We start from the raw sequence: 22,524 nt of genomic DNA on the forward strand, positions 1-22,524 counted from the left end.
AGCGAATTTACTACATTCCTGATAAATTCGTAATTTATTACTTATGGTAATTTCACAGAAGAATCGTTATTTTATTGCCTAAGTTACTTTAAATACATTAATAACGGTAATGACCGCAGTTGATTCATAGTAAATAGAAGATGAATCTGTAGAAGTTAAAAATAATTGAAAGTTAGAAAACTTATACGTAAATTTGATATCCGCAGATAGAAAAGCCTTGACATCAGTTGAAAATAAATTTCTTGGAGATTTACAAACAATTTGATTTTTCATTTTTTCTGGTTTAAGAACTTCCCAGATTAAAACCTGATTAGTGATTGCCTTTGTGACTACCCATAGTGCGATCGCTTTCCCATTCTCATACAGCTTTTATGTGATACTATATATGATACTATCGCTCCATGAACAAACAAAAGAAATTAGTGGAGCAATTTCTCAAACAGCCTACAGAAGTTCGGTTTCAGGACGTGCGCTATTTATTGTCAGCTTTTGGCTTTGAAGAAAAAAGGTCTAAAGGTAGCCATCATAGTTTTCGAGACTCCCACGGTAGAACGATTACTGTACCCAAGGCAGGGGGACAAAAAGTTAAAGGAGTTTATGTAGAGCAAATAGTTGAACTATTAAATTTAGAAGAGTGGATTGATGAAGACACTGAATCAGAAGAACAAGCAGATTGAGAAGCCGTCCCTAGAATATTATTTAAAGCTTCAGTACCCTGTAACACTTTACCCCGATTCACAGGGAGGATATGTAGCTCAAATTAAAGATTTACCAGGATGTCTCACCCAAGGCGAAACTCTAAAAGAGACAATGGCAAACATTAATGAGGCGCGAGAATTATGGATTGAAACAGCTTACGAAGCTAGCGATGATATTCCTTTACCGAGTAGTGATAATAGCTATAGTGGTAAGTTTTTAGTGCGGATACCAAAATCTCTACATCGTCGTTTAGCTGAAACTGCTGAACGCGAAGGTGTAAGTCTAAATCAGTATATTGTGTCTTTGTTGAGTGCAGTGGCTTAATTAGAAATCAAGTAATTTTATCTGGTTGCGAGATAGATGCAAAACTCCGTATTTTTAAATCTTAGATTGAGTCATTGAGTTTATAATTTTAAACTGTGACTCAGAACTAATAATTGGAGCGAAGCAACTGGTGAGCAGCTTATTACAAGGAGTCAACCTGTACTTAATTGGGATGATGGGCGTTGGTAAGACGACAGTAGGGCACTTACTAGCAAAGGAACTAGGTTATGGGTTTGTAGATACGGATGATGTTATTACCCAAGCAACAGGTAAATCTATCAATCAGTTATTTGCCCAAGAAGGTGAAGCAGGATTTCGCCAGTTAGAAAGCGACGTACTTTCACAAGTCTGTGCTTTTACAAAGTTGACTATAGCAACTGGTGGGGGCATTGTACTGCGGCGAGAAAACTGGGGTTACTTGCACCACGGGTTGATAGTGTGGCTAGATGCGCCAGTGGAGATAATTTACAGCCGTTTAGCTGAGGATACCACAAGACCGCTTTTAGAAGATGTTGATCCTAAAGGTAAATTGCGATCGCTCCTCGAACAACGAACACCACTATACTCACAAGCCGATTTGCATATCACCGAGCGAGAGGGAGATACACCTGAAGACATTGCCAAGCGAGTACTTGAAGGAATTCCCAACATTCTCAAAACACAAGTTTCACATTAGGCGTAAGTTACCAAATTTTGCTCATCCGTAGGATAGACCCTGGTAATTCTGGATTGCCACTAACTACTTCGGGATTATCCAAAATTTCAACTTCTCGATTCGGACGGTAAATGTAGACTTTTCGATTCTGCCGATCAATTAACCAGCCTAGTAACGCACCGTTATCGATATACTCCTGCATTTTCTCTTGTAATTTTATCAACCTATCGCTGGATGAGCGTAACTCAATCACAAAACTGGGACAAATTGGTGCAAATGAGGCTTTTTGTGCATCTGTTAAGGCGTTCCAGCGCTCCAGTTCAATCCAAGAAGCATCAGGGGAACGCATTGCTTCATTGGGTAGCGTAAAACCTGTACTGGAGTCAAAGCCTATGCCAGTGCCATCTTGTTCAGTCCAATTCCCAAGCTGTGCAGCAATGTTAAAGTTACGGTTGCCTATATCTGAAAAAGCTGGTGGCATAATGATGACTTCCCCATTAGCAGTGCGCTCGATTCGCAAATCTCCATTAGCTTGGCAAAATTCGTAGAACTGCTCCTTTGTCATCTGCACAAGGGAGGGGAAATTTACCGTTAGGGGTGTGCTTTCAGTTTGAATTAGCAGCTTTGTCATTTTCATTTGCTACCTTCAGCCGAATGATTTCAATTCTAGAGGTTTGAAGGAGCGATCGCTTGCTTGTTTTATTGGGTAATCTGGCAACAGTGATTTATTTAGTATCAGTTATTCCGAACACTACCATCAGGCATAATAGTTTTACAGAATATTGCTCCTTCCAGATTTGCACCATCTAAAATCGCACCTTCCAAATTGGTATTAGTTAGATTAGCATTACTGAGATTTGCATAACTTAGGTCAATATACTCTAAAATTGAATTACTTAAGTTTGTGTTAGATAAATTAACTCTACTTAAATTAATTTTTGAAAAACCGATATTAGATAGATTTGCACCTGAATCAAGATATATAGCTTTTGATAAATCAGTACCATTAGGAAAAATAGTTTCTGAATTATAAAATGCTCCTACTAAATTGGTATAATTCATGATGCTATAGCTAAGATCAGCATTACTTAAATTAGCACCACCTAAATAAGCCTTAGTAAGGTTAGCACCTATTAAACTTGCACCTTTTAAATTTACAGAACTTAAATGAGTATTGTTAAGATTAGATTCATTAAGGTTTGCACCACTCAAATTTACATCATTCATGTAAAGACCGCTTAAGTTAGCTCTACTTAAATCAAGAGAGTGTAAATCTCTGCAAGATAAAAGAGATTTTTGATGTCCAGACAAATTTACTCCAGAGGTAATTGAGATAGCTTGAGATAAATCAACATTTGCAGAAAAAATTGTTTCTGAACAGTAAATTGCTTCACTCAAGTTAACTCCAGTTAAGTTGGCTTCGCTGAAATTGGCACGCATTAAATCAGTCTTACTTAGATTTGCATTTATTAAGTTAGCTCTAGTAAAATTAGCTTTACTTACTATAGCTCTTGCTAAATTGGCATTACTTAAATCAGCTTCCGTGAAGTCTGCATCTGTTAAGTTTGTTAAAGCAGAACCATGTTCAGCCACGTCGAATTTAGCACCTTTTAAGTTTGCTCTTTTTAAATTAGTTGATTTAAAAGATGAGCTACTCAAGTTGCTTTCTTCAAGATTAATACCTTCTAAGTTGGCATTTTGGAAAAAAATTTCAATTAACCAAGCACCACTCAAATTTGCATTACTTAGATTTACGCCTTGTAAAAGACCATTCCACAGTTTTATAGCAGGAAGCTGTACACCACTTAAATCGGCTCCTCGCAAATCAGAAAGCCTTAATTCAACACAACTGAAATTGTTTGTAAAATCTCGTTCCCCTAATGCGTAACGTTGCAACAAAATATCTTTAATCGCAGCAGGATTACAATTATCGTTGCAAATATGGCCGCTTGGCATAATCGTGTTACACAAAATAGCCAACCTTAATTCTGGGGAACCACTTGTTTCCACAATCTCAGCATTACTTAAATTAGCATTTGTGAGATTTGTCTCCTCTAAACTGCTATCAACTATCTCTGCATTTGCTAGATTTGCGCCTTCTAGATTTGCACCTTCTAAACTGCTTTCCAAGATTTTACAGTTTGTTAATTTTGCCCTTTTCAAGCTGGCATATTGAAAATTGCAGTCAGTTAAATCGGCATTACTCAAATCTGCTTCGTCTAGCATTACATAGCGTAGTTTTGCTCCTTCTAAATCAACTCCTTTAAGAATAGTTCGTTGAAGATTAGCCCCATGTAGCTCGGCATTTCTTAAATTAGAGTTGCTTAAATTAGCCCCGCTCAAGTTAATACCTATTAAGTTGGCATTCTTTAAACTAATGCCAATAAAATTTCTTTCCCCAGAGGCATACTGTCTGAGTAATTCTTTAATATCCATAACTTAAATAAAGCGCTTCTTAACACCACTAACAATATTATCTTCTTGTAAAAGAGATACTGCCACCATTACGTATTTACTAGCTGATTATTTACTGCTATGTCATTTGCAAATAAAGCAATAATAATATTAGTGTCAAGCAGGTATCTACCACTCATCTATATCTACCTGTTCGCAACCTTGTTCAATTGCTTCGCGCATCAACTGAATATCATTTGGCGATATTGTACCTGCAAAATTTAATAATTCTTTACCTGGAACACCATGAATTTGCGAACCTACTAAAGTTCGGGCAAACTCCAGCACTCGATATTGCAAGTCTTCAGGCATAACTTTTAATTCTTCAATTAGCCGATCGATAATCGGTGTATCCATATTTATCCTGACAATTTTCGATTCTGGTTGCTAGTCCTTCTTTTATAGATTTTCACATTTCTGAGACGAACTAAACAGCTATGGCTGATCAGTACAAACATACTCAACTTTGGCATCAGAGATTGTGACGAGTTACAAAGTCTTCTACACTGACTGAAATAGGTTTTAACTCTCAACGGCGGCTCCTCATGACGGTCAACGATTCTGAATACATCAGACAAACTGAAGCCACTCGTGTGCGTGTACTAAGCGAAGCACTACCTTATATTCAACAATTCGCCGGTCGCACAGTTGTTGTCAAATATGGTGGCGCAGCGATGAAAGATAGCACACTCAAAGACAAAGTTATCCGCGACATTGTATTCTTATCCTGCGTGGGCTTGCGTCCGATTGTAGTCCACGGCGGTGGCCCAGAAATTAACAGTTGGTTAGATAAGCTGGGAATCGAACCACAATTTAAGAATGGTCTGCGAGTCACTGATGCCGCCACAATGGATGTGGTGGAAATGGTTTTAGTTGGTCGAGTTAATAAAGAAATTGTCGCGCTAATTAACCAAGCTGGTGGATTGGCTGTAGGACTTTGCGGTAAAGACGGTAATCTATTTACAGCCCGTCCCCAAGGTCAAGAAGGCATCGGTTTTGTGGGGGAAGTCAGCAATGTTAACATCAAGATTTTAGAAACCCTCGCTAGCAATGGCTATATTCCGGTAGTTTCCAGCGTCGCCGCAGACGAGACGGGGCAAGCTTATAACATTAACGCCGATACTGTAGCTGGAGAAATCGCTGCTGCATTAGGTGCAGAAAAGTTAATTTTACTGACCGACACCAGTGGAATTTTAAAAGATTACAAAGACCAATCTACTTTGATTCCGAAAGTAGATATCCGCGAAGCCCGCGAGTTGATTGCTAATGGCATAGTCAGCGGTGGGATGATTCCTAAAGTGAGTTGTTGTGTGCGATCGCTTGCTCAAGGAGTCCGTGCAGCACACATCATTGATGGTCGCATTCCCCACGCCCTATTACTGGAAATCTTTACTGATGTTGGGATTGGGACAATGATTCTGGGTTCGCAGTTTACCTCTTAGGAGTGCTGAGTGAGGAGTGAGGAGTTCTCCTACTGCTCACCCACTTCCCTAGCGGGGATATGTAATAATAACGCGCGATCGCCCGCCACTAAATGGTGTCCGACGCCATGAATTATTGATAATTACCGGATTAACTATGGTTGAGTCTCGAATTGACGGATTAACCAGAGTTGGATTAATCAGGGTGGAATTTCTCACGTTTTGCCTGAATTGGGGATAGGAATAATCGCGGAAATGATTGCGTTGTGGCATTAATCCTGTTGCTGGGTCTACAGGCATAGGTGTAGGAATCGGACTACCATAAATAAAGGAACCGACAGATGGCGATGTCTGACGACAAGCTGCTCCGCAGCTATGCCTAACTCCATAACCACCATCAATCACGATTGCACGCTGGGCGGAAGCTGGAGCAATGGTTACACCCATCACTGCTAAAGTCATACCTGCTAGGAGCCAATTCAGTTGTGAATGCTTGATTTTCAACATATTTTGCTCACCTGCATAAGATACCGGAATTTTTAATCAGAAAATAGTCGCAGCTACTTAGTTAAAATTTTAGAAGTTTATCCACTTTCAGATTGCCAGCTTTTGAAAAGATTCCAAAAAGATTGCTGACATTGGCAAAATGAAAATAGTGCTAATTTTTGTATAAGACGTGAGTGCAGAAAGTTTAGAAATTGCTCAAACCCACTACCAGACTGGAAAAATTGCCTTTGAAAATGGGCAATACCGCGAAGCTGTAGAAAATTTAGAAAAGGCCAGCGCCCTGTTAGCTCGTAATTCTCGGCTTGGGGGCGAAGTAGAAATTTATCTGGTGACAGCTTATGAAGCAGCTGGACGCACCGATGATGCGATCGCTCTTTGTGAAAGACTCAAGCGCCATCCCTATTTTGAAACCAGCAAACAAGCGCGACGGATGCTTTACATCTTAAAAGCACCAAAGTTGAAAAGACCCAGCGAATGGATGACCGAAATCCCTGATTTGACCGCACTACCCGATAATGAACTTAAAATTTCTGTAGCTGCTAAGTCCACTAAATCTTCTGTTCAGCAAAAACCTAAACCTACGGAGCCAGAATTCGTTGATCTCAGTCAGGTCAATACCAGAGATAATCGCTTTATCTGGGTGGCGCTAATTGCCATTGGTTTAACCATCTCGTACTTGCTTTGGTTGAATTTTTCAGGAACCCCTAGCTGATATCAATTTTGGATTTTGGATTGAATTGGGGATTGGGGACTAGGGACTGGGTACTGGGAAGATTTGAATGAGGATTCAGACGCAAACCAAATTCTTACTCATATTTTCTTCCCCAGTACCCAGAGTGACCAAAATGGTGTTCCAGGAAGTTCAAACAATACTAAGAAGTCAAGATTGGTTAAAAAGTTTGACTTTTGGGGAGATTTATAATTATGAATTTTTCAATTTTCGGAAAGATTTTTTTGTGGTTCATCAGACCATTTAGTTTTGTATTGAGAAATATGAAACTAAATGGTCGAAATCGAATGAACCGCGTCTTTCCCATGCGAAGCCCTATTCTGTGGCTAGTGCTGTTAACATCCCTGCTACTTTCTGGCTGTGTAAAGTACGATGTGGGGGTTAATTTTGATAATTCAAATAGTGGTGAGCTAGTACAGCATATTAAGTTGGGAGAACGATTAACTAGTTTTAGTGGCGATTCTGTATACGAATGGTTGAATAGCATAGAACGCCGCGCCCGTCAACTTGAGGGCAAAGCGCAACGAGTTTCCCCAGAAGAAATTATTGTCACTATTCCTTTTAGCAGTGGTAGGGAATTGCAAGAAAAGTTCAACGAATTTTTTAACTCCCATGCAAATCAACCCTCTGAGTCTGTTCAGAGCGAATCTGACTCAGAACTGCCGAAAATTGAATCAAACGTCCTCTTAGAGGAGAACAATTTTTTACTTTTAGTCCGAAATCGGTTGATTTATGATTTGGATTTGCGATCGCTATCTCTGATTGCCAGCAAAGGTAACGTCTTGACTAATGCTGGTTCAATTCTGGATTTGGAATTTAGCTTGAAGACTCCTTGGGGAGCCAAAAACATTCAACTAACTGAAACTGCCATAGAGCCAGAAAAAAATGGCAATCAATTAGTGTGGAAACTCCAGCCTGGTGAGCTAAACCACATAGAGGCTGTTTTCTGGCTTCCTAGTCCTCTTGGTATTGGTGCGTTGTTAATTATCTTGTTTGTCTGGGGAGGATTGTACTTGAGATACAATTTCATGCCAGATCCCAGAATTCAGTTTCCTCCCAAAGCAGCAGCGATACAGGAACAGTAGACTATATTATCTGGTGAATTTTGTTAGCGAAGCCGATGCATTCTCCATCGGCTTTTTTAATTCAGACTGTTGTTCGCCGCCATACCAACGTTCAGCAAGTGCATTGAGTTGATGAAGGATTTCAATGAGTTCTTGACCCCGTTCTGTAAGACCGTAAGTTACTTGGGGTGGGATAGTTGGTTCATACTGGCGATAAATAATCTCTGCTGCCTCAAGCATCCTCAGTCTTTCTGTCAGCATTTTGGTTGAGATGCCCTCGACTTGGCGCTTCAATGCACCAAAGCGGGTAGGACCACTATTACCCAACACCCAGAGTATATACATTGTCCATGGCCCTGATAATAAGGACATCAAAATACTTATTGGGCAAGCATCAGGATTTTTAGAAGCAGACATCGATAAATTAGCCAAAATTATCCGGTAGTTACTTTATGGTAACTACTTTACTTTAGTAACTAGTTACTTTTAGTATCTAATGTAATGCTTTGAAATAAAGACTCAAAAAAAGTAAAAGCAGTAAATCCTAGCTAATCAGGAGATATTTGGTGGTAAACATTCTACATATTGATTCCAGCCCCCGTGCTGAACGATCGCACTCAAGAGAACTATCTAAGGAATTTGTCAGTGCTTGGAAAGCAAAGCATCCTGAAGATGCGATCGTCTATCGAGATTTAGGGCATTACCCAGTTCCTCACGTTGATGAAGCTTGGATTGCGGCGGCATTTTCCCCACCAGAAACCCATACCCCAGAATTAACTGAGGCAATTAGGATTTCTGACGAACTGGTTGATGAGTTTTTGGCAGCAGATCGCTACGTCTTCGGAGTGCCAATGTACAACTTCAATATACCTTCTACTTTTAAGGCTTATATCGACCAAATCGTTCGCATTAACCGGACTGTTGCTTTAGAAGCTCAAGGTTTTAGAGGGTTAGTCGAGGGTAAAAAGGCAGTTATCATCACAGCCCGCGGCGGTGACTTTAGCCCGACATCTCCTGCTGCTGCATACGACTTCCAAGAACCCTACCTGCGGACGATTTTCGGCTTTATTGGGATTACAGACATTCAATTTATTAACGCTAACAGCTTGAATGAGGGTGATGCCCGTACCCAATCTCTATCAGAAGCACGGGCAGCAATTCAAGATGCGATCGCCCAGTGGTAATGTGATGCCGGGCATTGGGCATGGTGCATGAGTTATTCTTCCCCTCTCTCTGCCTCCCCTGCCTCCCCTGCTCCCCCCACTCCCTACTCCCCACTCCCCACTCCCTACTCCCCACTCCCTACTCCCTCATCCCCTCAAGGAGACAATCGCTCAATATTCCAAGTGCCATTATCTAAACGCCTGTAGAGTAAGCGATCGTGCAGACGGCTAGGGCGTCCTTGCCAAAACTCAATTTCTGTGGGGATCACTCGTAAGCCTCCCCAATGAGGTGGTCGGGGGATTTCCTCATTTTCATATTTGCTATTAAACTCTTGCAAGCGCCGCTCTAAGACTTCTCGGCTTTCTATCACCTCGCTTTGATTAGATACCCACGCACCCAAGCGACTCTTACCAGGGCGACTTTCAAAATACTGGTCAGACTCAGTTTCGGAAACTTTCTCCACATACCCCACAATTCTGACTTGACGTTCCAGTTCTGCCCACCAAAAGACTAAAGCCGCCTGGGGATTTTCTGCCAGTTCTTGTCCTTTATGACTGTTGTAGTTGGTGAAGAAGGCAAAGCCCCGTTCATCAAAATCCTTGAGTAAAACCATTCTGGCAGAGGGCTTACCATCTGGTGTGGCAGTGGCAATGGTCATGGCATTGGGTTCAGGAAGTTGTGCTGTGATTGCCTGATCGAACCATTTTTTAAATTGGATAAAAGGATTGAGGTCTACTTCGAGTTCGCTCAAACCTTCCAAGGTGTAGTCCTTACGAAGATCAGCTACGGTTTTGTCCATTGTGATTTGTTTCCTTACTATCAGATACGCTTATATATATCTTTGTTAAAAATATCTATCATGATGATCAGTGCCATCATGAATTTTACAGAATATCTAAAATAGGTTGCATCAGATGCGCCGTTCGGCCTCCCTTCAACGCCTGTTAATTTATGGTCTGAGTGGCCCAATTATCGCTCTTAATGTGTGGCTGCTGTCTGTGCTTTTTCGCTATTTTCAGCATCCCATTACTGTCTTAAGCATTGCGACGATTCTGGCTTTTCTCCTAAATTACCCGGTTAAGTTCTTTGAACGTGCCCGGATCACTCGCACTCAGGCGGTGATCATAGTCTTACTTGCAACATTAACCCTGTTTGGGATTCTGGGCGTCACCCTAGTGCCATTGATCATTGACCAAACAATCCAACTGTTAAATAAGATCCCTGATTGGTTAACCGCCAGTCAATCAAATTTAGAGCAATTTGAGATGGTGGCAAAGCAACGACGCTTGCCAATTGATCTGAGAGTTATAAGCAGCCAAATCAACGCCAACATTCAGAATTTGGTACAACAGCTAGCTTCTGGTGCAGTGGGATTTGCTGGGACATTGCTCTCAGGATTACTTGACATAGTGTTAGTAATTGTGCTTGCCTTTTATATGCTTTTATATGGCGATCGCGTCTGGTATGGTTTAGTCAATCTTTTGCCCTCTAATATTGGAGATCCCCTCACCACATCCTTGCGCCTAAATTTCCAGAACTTCTTCCTCAGCCAGTTGTTGCTAGGTCTATTCATGGTGGTAACTCTAACACCAATTTTCTTAGTGATGAAAGTACCCTTTGCCCTGTTGTTTGCCATATTAATCGGTGTCTCAGAACTCATTCCCTTTATCGGGGCATTTCTCGGCATTGGCCTGGTGACGATTTTAGTACTGTTGCAAAATTGGTGGTTAGCAGTTGAAGTTGCTGTGGCGGCAATTCTCATGCAGCAGGTTAAAGATAACCTCTTAGCTCCCAGGTTACTTGGCAACTTTATTGGACTGAATCCCATTTGGATTTTTGTGGCTATTTTGATGGGATTTGAGATTGCGGGATTGTTGGGAACCCTTGTTGCTGTTCCCATTGCTGGTACTATTAAAGGCACTTTCGATGCGATCAAGAGCGGTAAGTCGGGTGACTTTGTATCAACTGTCACTATTCCCCATGACTCGCATCCAGATTAATGTCAAAAGTTGCACATTCTGATCTCACAATTCACAATGGTGATTGATTACAAATTTCAGAAGATACTGACTGCCAGCAGGTAATTCTGATTAAAAGAAGTGCAAGCAAATGTATGAACTACACGCTTTGCCAATAGTCAATGAGTTTACTGTTGAATTTAAAGTCTTTTGATTCTCATTAATTAATTTAGAACCTGTTGATGGAAGCTTCCGAGCTATTAAAAACAATCACACTCCTGATTTACCAAGCTGAACAGGGAGAAATTGACCCTTGGGATGTCCAAGTGATTGAGGTGATTGACCGTTACTTAGAACTTATGGCACCGGAGTCAATAGGAAGAGGCTATGAAGCGGACTTGTCTCAATCTGGACAAGCATTTTTGTCAGCATCAATGCTGGTATTATTCAAAGCCAATACCTTGATGCAATTGTCAACAGTAGGAGATGTCCAAGATGGTGTGGAAGATGATGCCCTATTGGAAGGTGAAGATGGTTTATCACATCAGGGTCATCGTCTACCATTAGAACGGCAATTGCGTCGTCGTCCATCGGCAATGCCGCCACCAAAGCGCCGGGTGACTCTGCAAGAGCTAATCAAGCAATTGCAGATTATGGCGAACCAGCTAAAACTAGTAGAAAAAGTCCCTAAACCAATCCGTCCCAGACGGCAGCCTAGCGTCCAAAGTATGCGGGAGGCTCTGGAGTTAGCTCACCAGGAAAATCTGACAGAAGTAGCTGGGGAACTGGAGCAGGTGTTGAATTTATCAGCAAGGGAACTAAATTCAGAACAAAATTGGTTGAATTTAGAACAACTTGTAGATTTGTGGACTAAAACCAAGCTTCTCAAGCAAAATGGGTCTGGACATGAGACTAAACACAGTAATTTAGTTAGCGTTTTTTGGGCGCTACTATTACTTTCGGCTCAATCCAAAGTAGAGCTATTTCAAGAGGAGTTTTACCATGAGATTAAAGTTCGTCTACTTACAGATTCAGCTAAGACCTGTAAACCTTTTGAGCAATCTATGAACTAAGAAAATCAAAAGTCGCCCTACAGATAATTGACAGATTTTTGATTCAGTTCCAAAATCCGAGTAAATTGAAAAGATAAGCGATCGCTTGTCATCTAAGTATACCGATGGTTGTAATAACCACTAAATTCCTGTTATTCCTATTTTGAAGGATAACTTACAGCAGACATAAAAACTGATGATTAAGTATCACTCGATGAAAGTAAACTGGCTTGTGGTTGAGGAATAAATTTTATGAAAGCGATGATTCTCGCGGCTGGTAAGGGTACTCGCGTGCGTCCGATTACCTATACAATTCCCAAGCCGATGATTCCCATCCTGCAAAAGCCAGTGATGGAGTTCTTGCTGGAACTATTACGCCAACATGGATTTGACCAGATTATGGTCAACGTTAGTCATTTGGCTGAGGAAATAGAAAACTATTTTCGCGACGGCCAGCGGTTTGGGGTACAGATTGCCTATTCCTTTGAAGGGAAAATTGATGACGACGGTAAACTGGAGGGGGAAGCAATTGGTTCAGCGGGAGGAATGCGCCGCATCCAAGACTTCTCACCGTTTTTTGATGATACCTTTGTGGTTTTGTGCGGTGATGCTTTGATTGATTTGGATTTAACTGCCGCAGTTAAATGGCATAAAGAGAAAGGAGCGATCGCTACTATTATCACGAAATCTGTCCCCAAGGAAGAAGTTTCTAGCTACGGTGTGGTTGTGACTGACGAAGATGGTCGTGTCAAAGCTTTCCAAGAAAAACCTTCAACTGAAGAAGCTCTCAGCACTAACATCAACACAGGTATTTACATCTTTGAGCCAGAGGTTTTTAACTATATTCCCTCGGATGTGGAATATGACATTGGTAGCCAATTGTTTCCCAAATTGGTAGAAATCAAAGCCCCGTTTTATGCCATTCCTATGGACTTTGAATGGGTAGATATTGGTAAAGTCCCAGACTATTGGCGGGCGATTCGTGGTGTACTGCTGGGTGAAATCAAAAATGTGCAAATTCCTGGTCATGAAGTCGCCCCCGGCATCTACACGGGCTTAAATGTCGCTGTAAATTGGGACAAAGTGGATATTACAGGCCCCGTTTACATTGGCGGTATGACGAGAATCGAAGACGGAGCTAAAATTGTCGGGCCAGCGATGATTGGCCCCAATTGTTGGATATGTAGTGGTGCAACAGTAGATAACAGCGTGATTTTTGAATGGTCGCGCCTGGGCCCCGGAGTCCGGTTAGTCGATAAACTGGTATTTGGACGTTATTGTGTGGATAAAACTGGTGCTGCGATCGATGTTCAAGCTGCTGCTTTAGACTGGCTGATTACCGATGCTCGTCAAACACCACCATCACATACCCCTGTTGAACGACAAGCGATAGAGGAATTGTTGGGGACAAATGTAAATTAAAGTTAGGAGTTAGGAGTTAGGAGTTATTATTTTGTGTTTCACTCTTCACTTCTAACTCTTAACTTTATTCCTAACTCTTCACTCCTAACTCCTAACTATTTAAGTACGTATATCTTCTAAGACTCTGCTCGTAGGTTTGCAGTAGTCGTTGAGATTCCGCTAGGGTGATGCGTTTTTCTTCTAATGCTTTCTCACAACGCTGGCGAATGTTTTCCACCATATCTTCGGAGTCATACTGGACGTAGCTGACCACTTCACTCATGGTGTCACCTTTGACTATGTGTTCAATCTGGTAGCCTTTGGGCGTCAATTGGATGTGAACGGCGTTGGTGTCGCCAAATAAGTTGTGCAAATTGCCCATGATTTCCTGGTAAGCTCCATTTAAGAACATCCCCAAATAATAGGGTTCTCCGGGCTTGTAGGTGTGCAATTCTAAAACCGATTTGACATCGCGCAGGTCAATAAAACGGTCGATTTTACCATCACTGTCGCAGGTTAAGTCTGCTAAAATTCCCCGCCGCGTTGGTTCTTCATCTAAGCGGTGGATTGGCATGATCGGGAATAGCTGATCGATCGCCCAGCAATCTGGTGCTGATTGAAACACTGACATATTAACGTAGTAGATGGAAGCCATGATTTTCTCTAGGTCTTCCAGTTCATCGGGTACGTATTCTTGCTGTCTGGTGATGTTAAGAATTTTTTGGCAACACGCCCAGTAGAGGCGTTCGGCTTTGGCTCGTTCTCTGAGGCGTAAAATTCCTAAGTTGAAGCGGCTGATGGCTTCTTCTTTGAATTGTGCCGCGTCATGATAGAACTCTTGGTAGTTCTCTTTGTTAATGGATTGGTAAGTTTCCCACAGGTAATTGATAATCGGGGATTCTCCCTCTTGTGGAGGTTCTGGTGCATCGAGGGGGACATCGCTGGTACTAAGAACATCAAAAATCAGCACTGACTGATGGGAAGCGATCGCTCGTCCACTTTCACTAATCAGTGTTGGTACGGGAATTTCCCGTTCAGCACAGGTATCTTTTAACTCTGCCACGATGTCGTTGGCATAGTTCTGCATGTTGTAATTTTTCGATGCATAGAAGTTGGTTTGGGAGCCATCATAATCTACGCCCAAGCCACCACCGACATCAAGGTATTTCATGTCTGCCCCCAGCATTGCCAATTCCACATAAATGCGGCTGGCTTCTTGGATGGCATCTTTAATCACATTAATGGCAGAGATTTGTGAACCGATGTGGAAGTGCATCAACTGCAAAGAATCGAGCAGGTTAGCTTCCCGTAACTTGTCAACAGCCTCAATAACTTCAGGCATTGTCAAACCAAATTTAGCGCGATCGCCACTAGAGGCTCCCCAACGTCCCATGCCTTGGGTACTGAGTTTAGCGCGAACCCCCAAAATCGGCTTAATACCTAACTGGCGATTGGCATCAATCACCAAATCAACTTCTTCAATTTGTTCTAAAACGATGATTGGTGTTTGCCCTAGTCTTTGGGCTAACATTGCCGTTTCGATGTATTCTCGGTCTTTGTAGCCGTTGCAAACTAACAATGCTCCTGGTGTATCCAATACAGCCAGAGCAATCATTAATTCTGGCTTGGAACCAGCTTCTAATCCAAATTGATGGGGTTTGCCAAATTTCACCAAATCCTCAATCAAATGCCGCTCTTGATTGCATTTGACGGGAAACACGCCACGGTAGACGCCAGGGTAATTGTAGCGAGCGATCGCTTTACTAAAACAAGCGTTCAACCGCTCAATCCGGTCTTCCAAAATGTCGGAAAAGCGAATCAACATGGGAAGTCCCAAGTTGCGCTGTTTCATGGAGTTGACCAATTCAAACAAGTCAAGAGAACCCCCGCGATCGCCCTTGGGTGACACGGTAACGTGACCAGCAGCGCTAATGGAAAAATAAGGTTGCCCCCATCCTTCAATGCGGTACAAGGCTTCGCTATCCTCAATTTTCCAGGAGCGAGGTAAATCTCCTGTGGTAGGACTAGGTGGTAACAGTTTTTTGTGCTTATGATTTTTCACTTCTTTTTGTCCATTGGACGGTACTTGTACCACCTCGTCAGATGTAGCAGTTGACTCAACACCCATTTCTTCCTAACCTCTGTTTTTCACCCACGAGTTAACAATTTAGCGCATTCATCTGGGAACGTATATGCACCCAAAGATAATTTCTAAGATAAACTCTGATTGGTCAAGAGTCGTATGTCATTAGTCACTGGTCATTAGTCACTAGTCATTAGTGTAAAACCCTTGGACAAAGGACAAAGGACAAAGGACAATTGACTAGATAAAAACTTTATTAAGCTTTGGGAGATAGCAATGGAGCGCACATTTTTAGCAATTAAGCCTGATGGAGTCCAGCGGGGATTAGTAGGTGAAATTATCCGTCGCTTTGAAACCAAAGGTTTTACCCTCGTTGGTTTAAAGTTCCTGAAAGTCAGTCGGGAATTGGCTGAACAACACTATGATGTTCATCGAGAACGTCCCTTTTTTGGTGGTCTAGTGGAATTTATCACTTCTAGCCCAGTGGTAGCTATGGTATGGGAAGGTGATGGCGTTGTTGCATCTGCCAGAAAGATTATTGGTGCGACGAACCCGTTAACAGCAGAACCGGGAACGATTCGGGGCGATTTTGGCCTGAATATTGGTCGCAATTTAATCCACGGTTCTGATGCTCAAGAAACCGCACAACGGGAAATAGCTCTATGGTTTAAGGATGAAGAATTAGTCAGTTGGCAACCACACTTAACACCTTGGTTGCGCGAGTAAGATATTAGGGAGTGGGGCATGGGGCATTGGGCATGGGGCATTGGGAATTGAAAAGAAGCAGAGGGGAAAACTAATCTCCCTGCTCCCTGCTCCCTGCTCCCTGCCCCCTGCTCTTCTTACTTAGAGGCTTCACTCTTTTCCGGTTCTACTTGGGATAATTCAGTACCAACACGCTTGGAAAATCCCCAGCCTAAAATCAGGAAGATGGCAGCAATCATGATCCATTCTGGTGGAACTAAACTATCATTCACTACTTTCAACAACAGGCGCAAGCCCACGAACGCTACAGTTATATAGCCTGCGTCTTCTAGGTTTTCATATTCGTCTAGCCAACGGATAAACAATCCCGCCATGAATCGCAGCGTAATAATACCAATTGTTGCACCCGTTAGCACCAGCCATTTTTCTTGAGAAACTGCGATCGCAGTTGTCACGCTATCCAAAGAAAATGCCAAATCTGTAAATGCAATCACGGGTATTGCTTGCAACAAAGAATTAAAGCGCGGCCCGTGATGGTGATCGTCCTTTGATTCTTCCGAGGTAAAGTGTTGGAATACCAACCACAGCAGATAAGCAGCGCCTAATAATTCAAATTGCCAGAATTGTTGTACCCAAGTGGCAGTGAGAATCAGGGAGATTCGCAGTACATAAGCAACGACTAAACCAAAGTTTAAAGCTCTACGCTCAAGTTCTTTGTCTTCCAGCCCGCGAGCGATCGCAGCCAGAGCGATCGCATTGTCGGCAGATAACAGCGCCTCTAAAAGCACCAGGATCACCAGAACTATAAGGGCTTCAAGGCTGAAATGAAAGTCGAGGTAATCAAAAATTCGGTCTAGCATTCCGGGTTTCTCAAGCAGAAAAAATTAAAATTTGACAGGAACAGAGATTTGTATGTTAAAAAGCGCAATAAATTGTCTCTCTAATTCAGCTTAACGTGCTTGTGGTGCATTTTGAAGAGGGTTGAAAGTGTGCGATCGCAGTGACAGTGGGGTAATTTGCGTATAAGTCAATACACCCAAAGTTTTAACATTTAGTGAATGCGATCGCAATAGTCCATGTTATGCAAAGCATTTTCGGTTCGTCTAGCCTCTTTGTTAAAAGAAGGGTAGATTACAAATACTAGACATTTTCAGAAATTAAATCCATAACTCTTGTAGAGAAGTAGCAGTGCTACGTCTTTATATTCCTTTTCACCAGATGTCTATAGCAGTCCGCTTTGATTTTTGAAATTATTTGTGTAGAGAGGGAGTAGAGAGTGGTGAAAAAACTTAGTACAACTAAGAAGCTTTCTTTCCTGTTGCCTATTGCCTATCCCTGCTTACGCAAATCAGTTCAGAAATCAAAGCGGATTCCTATATCTCTCGTAAGTAACTTTAGCAATAGTTTTAATTTATTTTCACAATTGCATAAATTTTCAATTAGCCTCTGATAAATATATAGGCTTGAATTTACGGACTGAAATGCCTCGCTCATCTGCTATCCACTGATGATGAGCGGAAGTTTTGCTTGACTATTTATACCTGTAGTTTCTATTGCCAACAATCTTATTTTTAGGAATCAATTATGATTTCGATAGATGAATCACCCCTAGCTAATATTCTAGGATTTCTCGCATTGGCTAGTTATATAGTCACACTAATCCCCACAATTTTTAGAATTGTTTTTCCTCAAACTAAAGAGACTGGCATTCCCCAATGGCTGCTAAAACGCCGCCGGAACATTGGTCTTATAGCTTTCTTTTTAGCTTTAGGTCATGGGTTCCTAATGGTTCAAAAGAGAAACTTTGATTTTTTTGACATCAATACATTTTGGATATATATCCAGGGTGTAAGCACTTTCATTATTTTTACACTCCTTTCTATAACTTCTAATAATTGGAGTGTAAAAAAGCTGAAAAAGAATTGGAAGCAATTACATAAGCTTACTTATGTAGCTATGATCATTTTGATTTGGCATATCTGGGATAAAATGTCAGGCCATTGGACATATTTAACACCAATTAGCCTTATTGCTACTATCCTAATCACGGTTTTGTTTATCATCCGGCTTTGGATTGAACACCAAGATAAGCAACAAAGAAACGCCAAGAAAGTAACTCAGCCAGATTTAGTAGAACAAAAAAACAGATAGTTCCATTAGTACAACATGGCAGAAGTAACTAATTAGTTGAAGAAGCTAAAACAGGCTTTAATTTCTTCTGCCTGTTGTTTTCTGATACTATTTGTCGCTCAAATTGTGTAAATGGAGAGTCCCTCTGTGGTGTCAAATCCAATTGTTAATAAAATTACACTAGTGCTGGCAATTACGTCTACAGCAACCTTGGCTGGGTTTAGCTCTTATCGTTTACTATTACCATTCCAGATGGACACGCCTGGGGCTATTCCCTTGCCAATGGTTCAACCTTATCAAACCCTCAAAGGACATTCAGTCTGGATTTATGCGATCGCTATTAGTCCAGATGGTAATACTTTGGTTAGTGGTAGCTATGATGGCACAATTAAGATTTGGAATCTACCCACTGGTAAGTTACTCCACACTTTTAAAGGTCATGCTGATGCAGTTGTATCCTTGGCAATTAGCAGCGATCGCCGTGTACTCGCTAGTGGCAGTTGGGATAATCGAATTAAACTGTGGAATCTGGAAACAGGAACTCTCATCCGTACCCTTGAAGGGCATAAAGACGATGTAGAAGCGATCGCTATAAGTCCCAACGGAAAATCACTTGCTAGTAGCAGTGCTGACAATACTATTAAGCTCTGGAATTTAGACACAGGCAAAGAATTTACACTCCAGAATGTGGGCTGGGTAAAGTCTGTTGCTTTTAGCCCCGATAGCCAGAAGTTAGCCAGTGGCAGTAAAGATAACTCCATCAGAATTTGGCAGCTAAACACTGGCAGTCCGACACTAATACAGACTCTTACAGGGCATTCCCAAGGAGTATCTTCTGTTGCCTTCAGTCCAGATGGGCAAACCCTCGCCAGTGGGAGTATGGATAAAACCATCAAACTGTGGCAGCTGGGTAATGGCAAATTGTTGCACACTCTAGCAGGTCATTCTCAATCTGTATGGTCTGTTGCCTTTAGCCCTAATGGACAAACCTTAGCCAGTGGTAGTTATGACAGAACAATCAAGCTCTGGAATTTACCTAGTGGCAAACTCTTTGCCAACTTTGCAGGACATAGCAAATCTGTATGGTCTGTGGTCTTCAGTCCTAACGGGAAAACCCTAGTAAGTGGCAGTAGTGACGAAACCATCAAACTTTGGGCTGTACCTAGCGATACCACTAAAGTTTCCAGGCTGGACTTCAGGAAAAACTTGTCTACGTAAAAACCGCTTTTTTATTTAGAAAAATCTGCCAGCTTTTCCGTAATCTTCAAACTGTAATCAGTAGATATATGTGTGACCAACACATCCCAATTTCACTAATTTTACAAAATGAATCTATTATGAATAAAGAGCGTCCTTCTCGCCAAGAATGCCAAGAACTTGGACCTGAAAACAATAAACAACGTCGGAAATCATCTCGATCAATTCGTCGTGAAGCAGCACAAATTGCCTTTAATCGTGGTGCAGCCGATCATGTTTGCAATGGTGAACAACAAGACTATCGCGGCGCAGATGGAAATCCTAATTACATTGCCAATTTCTCTAAAGGTTTGCCTCATAATGAACTTGGAGAAGTTAAGCCAGAAGCTTACAAATCTCTACTCAAAGCCCTTGAAAGCGGCAAACCCAATGACTTTGAAGCTATTAAGCTAGGTCTTGGTCACAAATTGACCAATCCTCAAGCAGGTTTAGGTTTTGATTTAGAAGGCCCCGACGGACATGCATTGGCTATTCCTCCAGCACCTCGTATCGACTCAGCTGAAAACTCCGGGGAAATGGTGGAACTTTACTGGATGGCACTGTTGCGAGATATCAACTTCACCGATTACACAAATAATCCTTTGGTAGCGGAAGCCGCAGCAGATTTGTCCAAATTGTCTGACTTTCACGGGCCAAAAGTTGGTAGATACGTCACACCAGCTACCATTTTCCGAGGTATTCATGCTGGTGACTTAGTAGGCCCTTATATCTCCCAGTTCTTGCTCAAGGATATTCCCTACGGTTCCCTAACGATTTCTCAAAAACAAAAAACTGTACAGTCAGATATCAATTATTTGACTGATTACGAAAGTTGGTTGAATATCCAAAATGGTGGCAAAGCCAAAGAAGATGCCTTTGATAGCACACCCCGCCATATCCGTAATCTGCGAGATATCGGTGAATATGTCCACGTTGATGCTCTCTACGAAGCTTACCTCAACGCCTGTTTGATTCTATTAGGACTGAAAGCTCCTGTAGATGAAGGAAACCCTTACAAAAATTCTAAAACTCAAATCGGGTTTGGAACTTTTGGCGATCCTCATGTTCTCAGTTTGGTAACTGAGGTAGCAACCAGAGCGCTGAAAGCTGTATGGTTCCAAAAGTGGTATGTACATCGCCGCCTACGTCCTGAAGCATTTGGTGGACTAATTCATAATCAACTGACTGGCCGTGCAAAATATCCAATTAATGAGGAAGTTTTCCGCACCAGCGCTCTTGAAAAAGTTCACAGCCGCTACGGTACTTATTTGTTACCAATAGCGTTCCCAGAAGGTTCTCCCACCCACCCCGCCTACGGTGCTGGACACGCTACTGTTGCAGGTGCTTGCGTTACTATTCTGAAAGCTTGGTTTGATGAGTCTTGGGTAATTCCTGAACCAGTAGTTCCTAATGCTGAAGGTACGGAACTAGTTAAATATGATGGCGCTGATGTAGGCCAAATGACCGTTGGTGGAGAGTTGAATAAGGTTGCTGCCAATATTTCCATCGCTCGTAATGGTGCTGGTGTTCACTGGCGCAGTGATTACACGGAGTCCGTGAAACTGGGTGAGCAGATAGCAATCGGCCTGCTGCAAGAACAGTCACTTACTTATAACGAAGACTTTTTCTTTAATCTGACTAAGTTTGATGGTCAGAAAATCAAAATTTCTCGTGATGAAGTGAAACACCTTATGGAAGAAAAGGACGATTAGTCATTAGTGACTATAGGATTCTTAAGCTGTGACGCATTTAAACTGTATATTGGACATTTCCAGAAATTGATCTTGTTTAGTCACCTTTGGAAAACAATAATTGAAGCCAGATTCCGAAAGTTTATTTAATCAAAATTCGAGGCTTTATTTTCTAATAGTAAATAAAAATTCTAGCTAAAAAATAGAAAGTCAAGCTCCGAAAAGCTTTTAGGGTTTGAATTATGCCAGAGTGACAATACAGGATTAATGATACGTTATTGAAAACCCTTGTAGAGACGTTATATGTAACGTCTCTACATCACTTGATGTCTTGTATATTGACTCGTTAGAGTCGTCTGTGTTCACGTAGCCTCTCTTTTAGGAAAGGATGGGTGTATTTAAGTTTTCGCCATCTAAGTATTGTTGTAATTCTGATTGGGCGAACTTCTGATTTTTTACAAACTTTTGTACTTGTGTCATCATTGTAATTGTCTCCCAGAATGGGGTTTACAGAAAGGCGATCGCCTTTCTTATTTGTGCAATAAAATATAATTTTATACTTATAAAACTCTGAATTAAGAATAAATTAAAAATCAAAAGTATTTATTTGTAACTACAATTATTTTTCTACTGTCGTTATTTAGCATCTAGAATTAGAATATGAGAACAAAAATATCGTAATAATTTATGAATATTTCTTTATGAATGACACACTTCTACAACGCATTACTCATAATCCAAATATCTGCCACGGTAAACCCTGCATTCGAGGACTTCGTTATCCAGTTGAGTTTATTTTGGAACTGCTCAGTTCTGGCATGACTACTGAAGAAATATTGAAAGATTATGACGATTTAGAATCTAAAGATATTTTGGCTGTCTTGTTATTTGCCGCTCGACTCAGCCAAGTCAAAAGCATTCATCGAATCGCCTCATGAAATTTCTTGTCGATGCTCAGTTACCAGTTCGTCTTGCCCGTTTTCTCAAAACTTCAGGTTATGACACGATCCACACCAGAGACTTACCACGGGAAAATGCTACGCCAGATAATGAGATTAATACCGTATCAATTCAACAAAATCGAATTTTAATTACCAAATATGTGGATTTTGTCAACTCTTTTTTAACAGTTCAGGAACCTTATAAACTACTTTTAATCACCACAGGCAATATCAATAACTCAGAATTAGAATCCCTATTTAGGGCTTGCTGAAAAAGTGATGAAAAGCCAGAGAAGGATTAATTAGTTA

At 41.4% G+C, this 22,524-nt stretch carries 24 protein-coding genes; 16 read left to right on the top strand and 8 right to left on the bottom strand.

From position 1 onward, the window contains the following. Window positions 1-401: 401 nt before the first annotated feature. From ABF638_RS19515 to ABF638_RS19525, 3 genes are all read left to right on the top strand, one after another. Window positions 402-677, top strand: a complete 276-nt coding sequence (locus ABF638_RS19515) for a type II toxin-antitoxin system HicA family toxin (protein WP_435024654.1) — start codon at window positions 402-404, stop codon at window positions 675-677. Then, window positions 643-1,023: a toxin-antitoxin system HicB family antitoxin gene (locus ABF638_RS19520; protein ID WP_181929417.1), complete on the top strand. Its 381-nt coding sequence runs from the start codon at window positions 643-645 to the stop codon at window positions 1,021-1,023. Before ABF638_RS19515 ends, ABF638_RS19520 begins: the two co-directional genes overlap by 35 nt. 130 nt (window positions 1,024-1,153) lie before the next feature. Beyond that, the gene (locus ABF638_RS19525) at window positions 1,154-1,699 is read left to right on the top strand and encodes a shikimate kinase (protein WP_435024655.1); all 546 of its coding nucleotides are present in this window, start codon (window positions 1,154-1,156) and stop codon (window positions 1,697-1,699) included. A gap of 7 nt (window positions 1,700-1,706) precedes the next feature. Here ABF638_RS19525 and ABF638_RS19530 read toward each other — a convergent pair whose 3' ends face one another. The 3 genes from ABF638_RS19530 to ABF638_RS19540 all read right to left on the bottom strand — a co-directional run bounded on the left by ABF638_RS19530 (window position 1,707) and on the right by ABF638_RS19540 (window position 4,489). After that, the gene (locus ABF638_RS19530) at window positions 1,707-2,309 is read right to left on the bottom strand and encodes a Uma2 family endonuclease (protein ID WP_435024656.1); all 603 of its coding nucleotides are present in this window, start codon (window positions 2,307-2,309) and stop codon (window positions 1,707-1,709) included. Between the two features lie 104 nt (window positions 2,310-2,413). Beyond that, a complete protein-coding gene (locus ABF638_RS19535) occupies window positions 2,414-4,114 on the bottom strand; it encodes a pentapeptide repeat-containing protein (RefSeq protein ID WP_435024657.1) in 1,701 nt (566 codons plus the stop codon). Window positions 4,115-4,261: 147 nt separating this feature from the next. Next, entirely contained in the window at window positions 4,262-4,489 is a 228-nt protein-coding gene (locus ABF638_RS19540; RefSeq protein WP_435024658.1) for a hypothetical protein, read from the bottom strand. Between the two features lie 188 nt (window positions 4,490-4,677). Here ABF638_RS19540 and argB point away from each other — a divergent pair, with 188 nt between their 5' ends. Further along, window positions 4,678-5,574, top strand: a complete 897-nt coding sequence (gene argB / locus ABF638_RS19545) for an acetylglutamate kinase (RefSeq protein ID WP_094339652.1) — start codon at window positions 4,678-4,680, stop codon at window positions 5,572-5,574. 48 nt (window positions 5,575-5,622) lie between these two features. On the opposite strand, the gene ABF638_RS19550 is transcribed toward argB, so the two are convergent. Continuing rightward, a complete protein-coding gene (locus ABF638_RS19550) occupies window positions 5,623-6,060 on the bottom strand; it encodes a hypothetical protein (RefSeq protein ID WP_435024659.1) in 438 nt (145 codons plus the stop codon). A gap of 169 nt (window positions 6,061-6,229) precedes the next feature. On the opposite strand from ABF638_RS19550, the gene ABF638_RS19555 reads away from it, so the two are divergent. Next, the gene (locus ABF638_RS19555) at window positions 6,230-6,772 is read left to right on the top strand and encodes a tetratricopeptide repeat protein (RefSeq protein ID WP_435024660.1); all 543 of its coding nucleotides are present in this window, start codon (window positions 6,230-6,232) and stop codon (window positions 6,770-6,772) included. Between the two features lie 212 nt (window positions 6,773-6,984). Beyond that, window positions 6,985-7,875, top strand: coding sequence for a DUF3153 domain-containing protein (locus ABF638_RS19560; RefSeq protein ID WP_435024661.1), 891 nt, complete (start codon window positions 6,985-6,987; stop codon window positions 7,873-7,875). 6 nt (window positions 7,876-7,881) lie between these two features. Here ABF638_RS19560 and ABF638_RS19565 read toward each other — a convergent pair whose 3' ends face one another. Beyond that, entirely contained in the window at window positions 7,882-8,271 is a 390-nt protein-coding gene (locus ABF638_RS19565; protein WP_435024662.1) for a winged helix-turn-helix transcriptional regulator, read from the bottom strand. Window positions 8,272-8,420: 149 nt separating this feature from the next. Between ABF638_RS19565 and ABF638_RS19570 the strand changes: the two genes are divergently transcribed. After that, window positions 8,421-9,038 (top strand): FMN-dependent NADH-azoreductase, encoded by a 618-nt coding sequence (locus ABF638_RS19570; protein ID WP_435024663.1) that lies wholly within the window; start codon window positions 8,421-8,423, stop codon window positions 9,036-9,038. A 134-nt stretch (window positions 9,039-9,172) separates the two neighbouring features. Here the strand turns inward: ABF638_RS19570 and pdxH are convergent, their stop codons facing one another. After that, window positions 9,173-9,817, bottom strand: a complete 645-nt coding sequence (pdxH, locus tag ABF638_RS19575; RefSeq protein WP_435024664.1) for a pyridoxamine 5'-phosphate oxidase — start codon at window positions 9,815-9,817, stop codon at window positions 9,173-9,175. Window positions 9,818-9,932: 115 nt separating this feature from the next. Here pdxH and ABF638_RS19580 point away from each other — a divergent pair, with 115 nt between their 5' ends. The 3 genes from ABF638_RS19580 (at window position 9,933) to ABF638_RS19590 (ending at window position 13,450) form a co-directional block, all read left to right on the top strand. Further along, window positions 9,933-11,018 (top strand): AI-2E family transporter, encoded by a 1,086-nt coding sequence (locus ABF638_RS19580; protein ID WP_435024665.1) that lies wholly within the window; start codon window positions 9,933-9,935, stop codon window positions 11,016-11,018. A 200-nt stretch (window positions 11,019-11,218) separates the two neighbouring features. Next, a complete protein-coding gene (locus ABF638_RS19585; protein WP_435024666.1) occupies window positions 11,219-12,049 on the top strand; it encodes a segregation/condensation protein A in 831 nt (276 codons plus the stop codon). A gap of 231 nt (window positions 12,050-12,280) precedes the next feature. Next, window positions 12,281-13,450, top strand: coding sequence for a sugar phosphate nucleotidyltransferase (locus ABF638_RS19590; RefSeq protein ID WP_069068573.1), 1,170 nt, complete (start codon window positions 12,281-12,283; stop codon window positions 13,448-13,450). 91 nt (window positions 13,451-13,541) lie between these two features. Here ABF638_RS19590 and speA read toward each other — a convergent pair whose 3' ends face one another. Then, a complete protein-coding gene (gene speA / locus ABF638_RS19595; protein WP_435024667.1) occupies window positions 13,542-15,557 on the bottom strand; it encodes a biosynthetic arginine decarboxylase in 2,016 nt (671 codons plus the stop codon). A gap of 231 nt (window positions 15,558-15,788) precedes the next feature. On the opposite strand from speA, the gene ndk reads away from it, so the two are divergent. Then, on the top strand, window positions 15,789-16,238 hold the full coding sequence (gene ndk / locus ABF638_RS19600; RefSeq protein WP_435024668.1) for a nucleoside-diphosphate kinase: 450 nt from the start codon (window positions 15,789-15,791) through the stop codon (window positions 16,236-16,238). Between the two features lie 116 nt (window positions 16,239-16,354). On the opposite strand, the gene ABF638_RS19605 is transcribed toward ndk, so the two are convergent. After that, window positions 16,355-17,077 carry a TerC family protein gene (locus ABF638_RS19605; protein WP_435024670.1) on the bottom strand — a complete coding sequence of 241 codons (723 nt, stop codon included), beginning with the start codon at window positions 17,075-17,077 and terminating at the stop codon, window positions 16,355-16,357. A gap of 724 nt (window positions 17,078-17,801) precedes the next feature. Here ABF638_RS19605 and ABF638_RS19610 point away from each other — a divergent pair. From ABF638_RS19610 to ABF638_RS19630, 5 genes are all read left to right on the top strand, one after another. Next, window positions 17,802-18,368 (top strand): ferric reductase-like transmembrane domain-containing protein, encoded by a 567-nt coding sequence (locus ABF638_RS19610; protein ID WP_435024671.1) that lies wholly within the window; start codon window positions 17,802-17,804, stop codon window positions 18,366-18,368. Between the two features lie 126 nt (window positions 18,369-18,494). Next, entirely contained in the window at window positions 18,495-19,565 is a 1,071-nt protein-coding gene (locus ABF638_RS19615) for a WD40 repeat domain-containing protein (protein WP_435024672.1), read from the top strand. Between the two features lie 119 nt (window positions 19,566-19,684). Next, window positions 19,685-21,295: a vanadium-dependent haloperoxidase gene (locus ABF638_RS19620; RefSeq protein WP_435024673.1), complete on the top strand. Its 1,611-nt coding sequence runs from the start codon at window positions 19,685-19,687 to the stop codon at window positions 21,293-21,295. A 680-nt stretch (window positions 21,296-21,975) separates the two neighbouring features. Beyond that, window positions 21,976-22,212, top strand: a complete 237-nt coding sequence (locus ABF638_RS19625; protein ID WP_435024674.1) for a DUF433 domain-containing protein — start codon at window positions 21,976-21,978, stop codon at window positions 22,210-22,212. Then, window positions 22,209-22,487: a DUF5615 family PIN-like protein gene (locus ABF638_RS19630; protein WP_435024675.1), complete on the top strand. Its 279-nt coding sequence runs from the start codon at window positions 22,209-22,211 to the stop codon at window positions 22,485-22,487. The genes ABF638_RS19625 and ABF638_RS19630 overlap by 4 nt, the downstream gene beginning before the upstream one ends. Window positions 22,488-22,524: the final 37 nt, after the last annotated feature.

Source organism: Nostoc sp. CALU 1950, from assembly GCF_051172895.1.
GTDB classification, from domain to species: Bacteria; Cyanobacteriota; Cyanobacteriia; order Cyanobacteriales; family Nostocaceae; genus Nostoc; species Nostoc edaphicum_A.

What these genes read in the sequence shown, in the direction of transcription:
- ABF638_RS19515 (WP_435024654.1), top strand. Translation starts at nt 402, where the DNA reads ATGAACAAACAAAAGAAATTAGTGGAGCAATTTCTCAAACAGCCTACA.
- ABF638_RS19520 (WP_181929417.1), top strand. Translation starts at nt 643, where the DNA reads ATGAAGACACTGAATCAGAAGAACAAGCAGATTGAGAAGCCGTCCCTA.
- ABF638_RS19530 (WP_435024656.1), bottom strand. Translation starts at nt 2,309, where the DNA reads ATGACAAAGCTGCTAATTCAAACTGAAAGCACACCCCTAACGGTAAAT.
- ABF638_RS19535 (WP_435024657.1), bottom strand. Translation starts at nt 4,114, where the DNA reads ATGGATATTAAAGAATTACTCAGACAGTATGCCTCTGGGGAAAGAAAT.
- ABF638_RS19540 (WP_435024658.1), bottom strand. Translation starts at nt 4,489, where the DNA reads ATGGATACACCGATTATCGATCGGCTAATTGAAGAATTAAAAGTTATG.
- argB (WP_094339652.1), top strand. Translation starts at nt 4,678, where the DNA reads ATGACGGTCAACGATTCTGAATACATCAGACAAACTGAAGCCACTCGT.
- ABF638_RS19550 (WP_435024659.1), bottom strand. Translation starts at nt 6,060, where the DNA reads ATGTTGAAAATCAAGCATTCACAACTGAATTGGCTCCTAGCAGGTATG.
- ABF638_RS19560 (WP_435024661.1), top strand. Translation starts at nt 6,985, where the DNA reads ATGAATTTTTCAATTTTCGGAAAGATTTTTTTGTGGTTCATCAGACCA.
- ABF638_RS19565 (WP_435024662.1), bottom strand. Translation starts at nt 8,271, where the DNA reads ATGTCTGCTTCTAAAAATCCTGATGCTTGCCCAATAAGTATTTTGATG.
- pdxH (WP_435024664.1), bottom strand. Translation starts at nt 9,817, where the DNA reads ATGGACAAAACCGTAGCTGATCTTCGTAAGGACTACACCTTGGAAGGT.
- ABF638_RS19580 (WP_435024665.1), top strand. Translation starts at nt 9,933, where the DNA reads ATGCGCCGTTCGGCCTCCCTTCAACGCCTGTTAATTTATGGTCTGAGT.
- ABF638_RS19585 (WP_435024666.1), top strand. Translation starts at nt 11,219, where the DNA reads ATGGAAGCTTCCGAGCTATTAAAAACAATCACACTCCTGATTTACCAA.
- ABF638_RS19590 (WP_069068573.1), top strand. Translation starts at nt 12,281, where the DNA reads ATGAAAGCGATGATTCTCGCGGCTGGTAAGGGTACTCGCGTGCGTCCG.
- speA (WP_435024667.1), bottom strand. Translation starts at nt 15,557, where the DNA reads ATGGGTGTTGAGTCAACTGCTACATCTGACGAGGTGGTACAAGTACCG.
- ndk (WP_435024668.1), top strand. Translation starts at nt 15,789, where the DNA reads ATGGAGCGCACATTTTTAGCAATTAAGCCTGATGGAGTCCAGCGGGGA.
- ABF638_RS19605 (WP_435024670.1), bottom strand. Translation starts at nt 17,077, where the DNA reads ATGCTAGACCGAATTTTTGATTACCTCGACTTTCATTTCAGCCTTGAA.
- ABF638_RS19610 (WP_435024671.1), top strand. Translation starts at nt 17,802, where the DNA reads ATGATTTCGATAGATGAATCACCCCTAGCTAATATTCTAGGATTTCTC.
- ABF638_RS19620 (WP_435024673.1), top strand. Translation starts at nt 19,685, where the DNA reads ATGAATAAAGAGCGTCCTTCTCGCCAAGAATGCCAAGAACTTGGACCT.
- ABF638_RS19625 (WP_435024674.1), top strand. Translation starts at nt 21,976, where the DNA reads ATGAATGACACACTTCTACAACGCATTACTCATAATCCAAATATCTGC.
- ABF638_RS19630 (WP_435024675.1), top strand. Translation starts at nt 22,209, where the DNA reads ATGAAATTTCTTGTCGATGCTCAGTTACCAGTTCGTCTTGCCCGTTTT.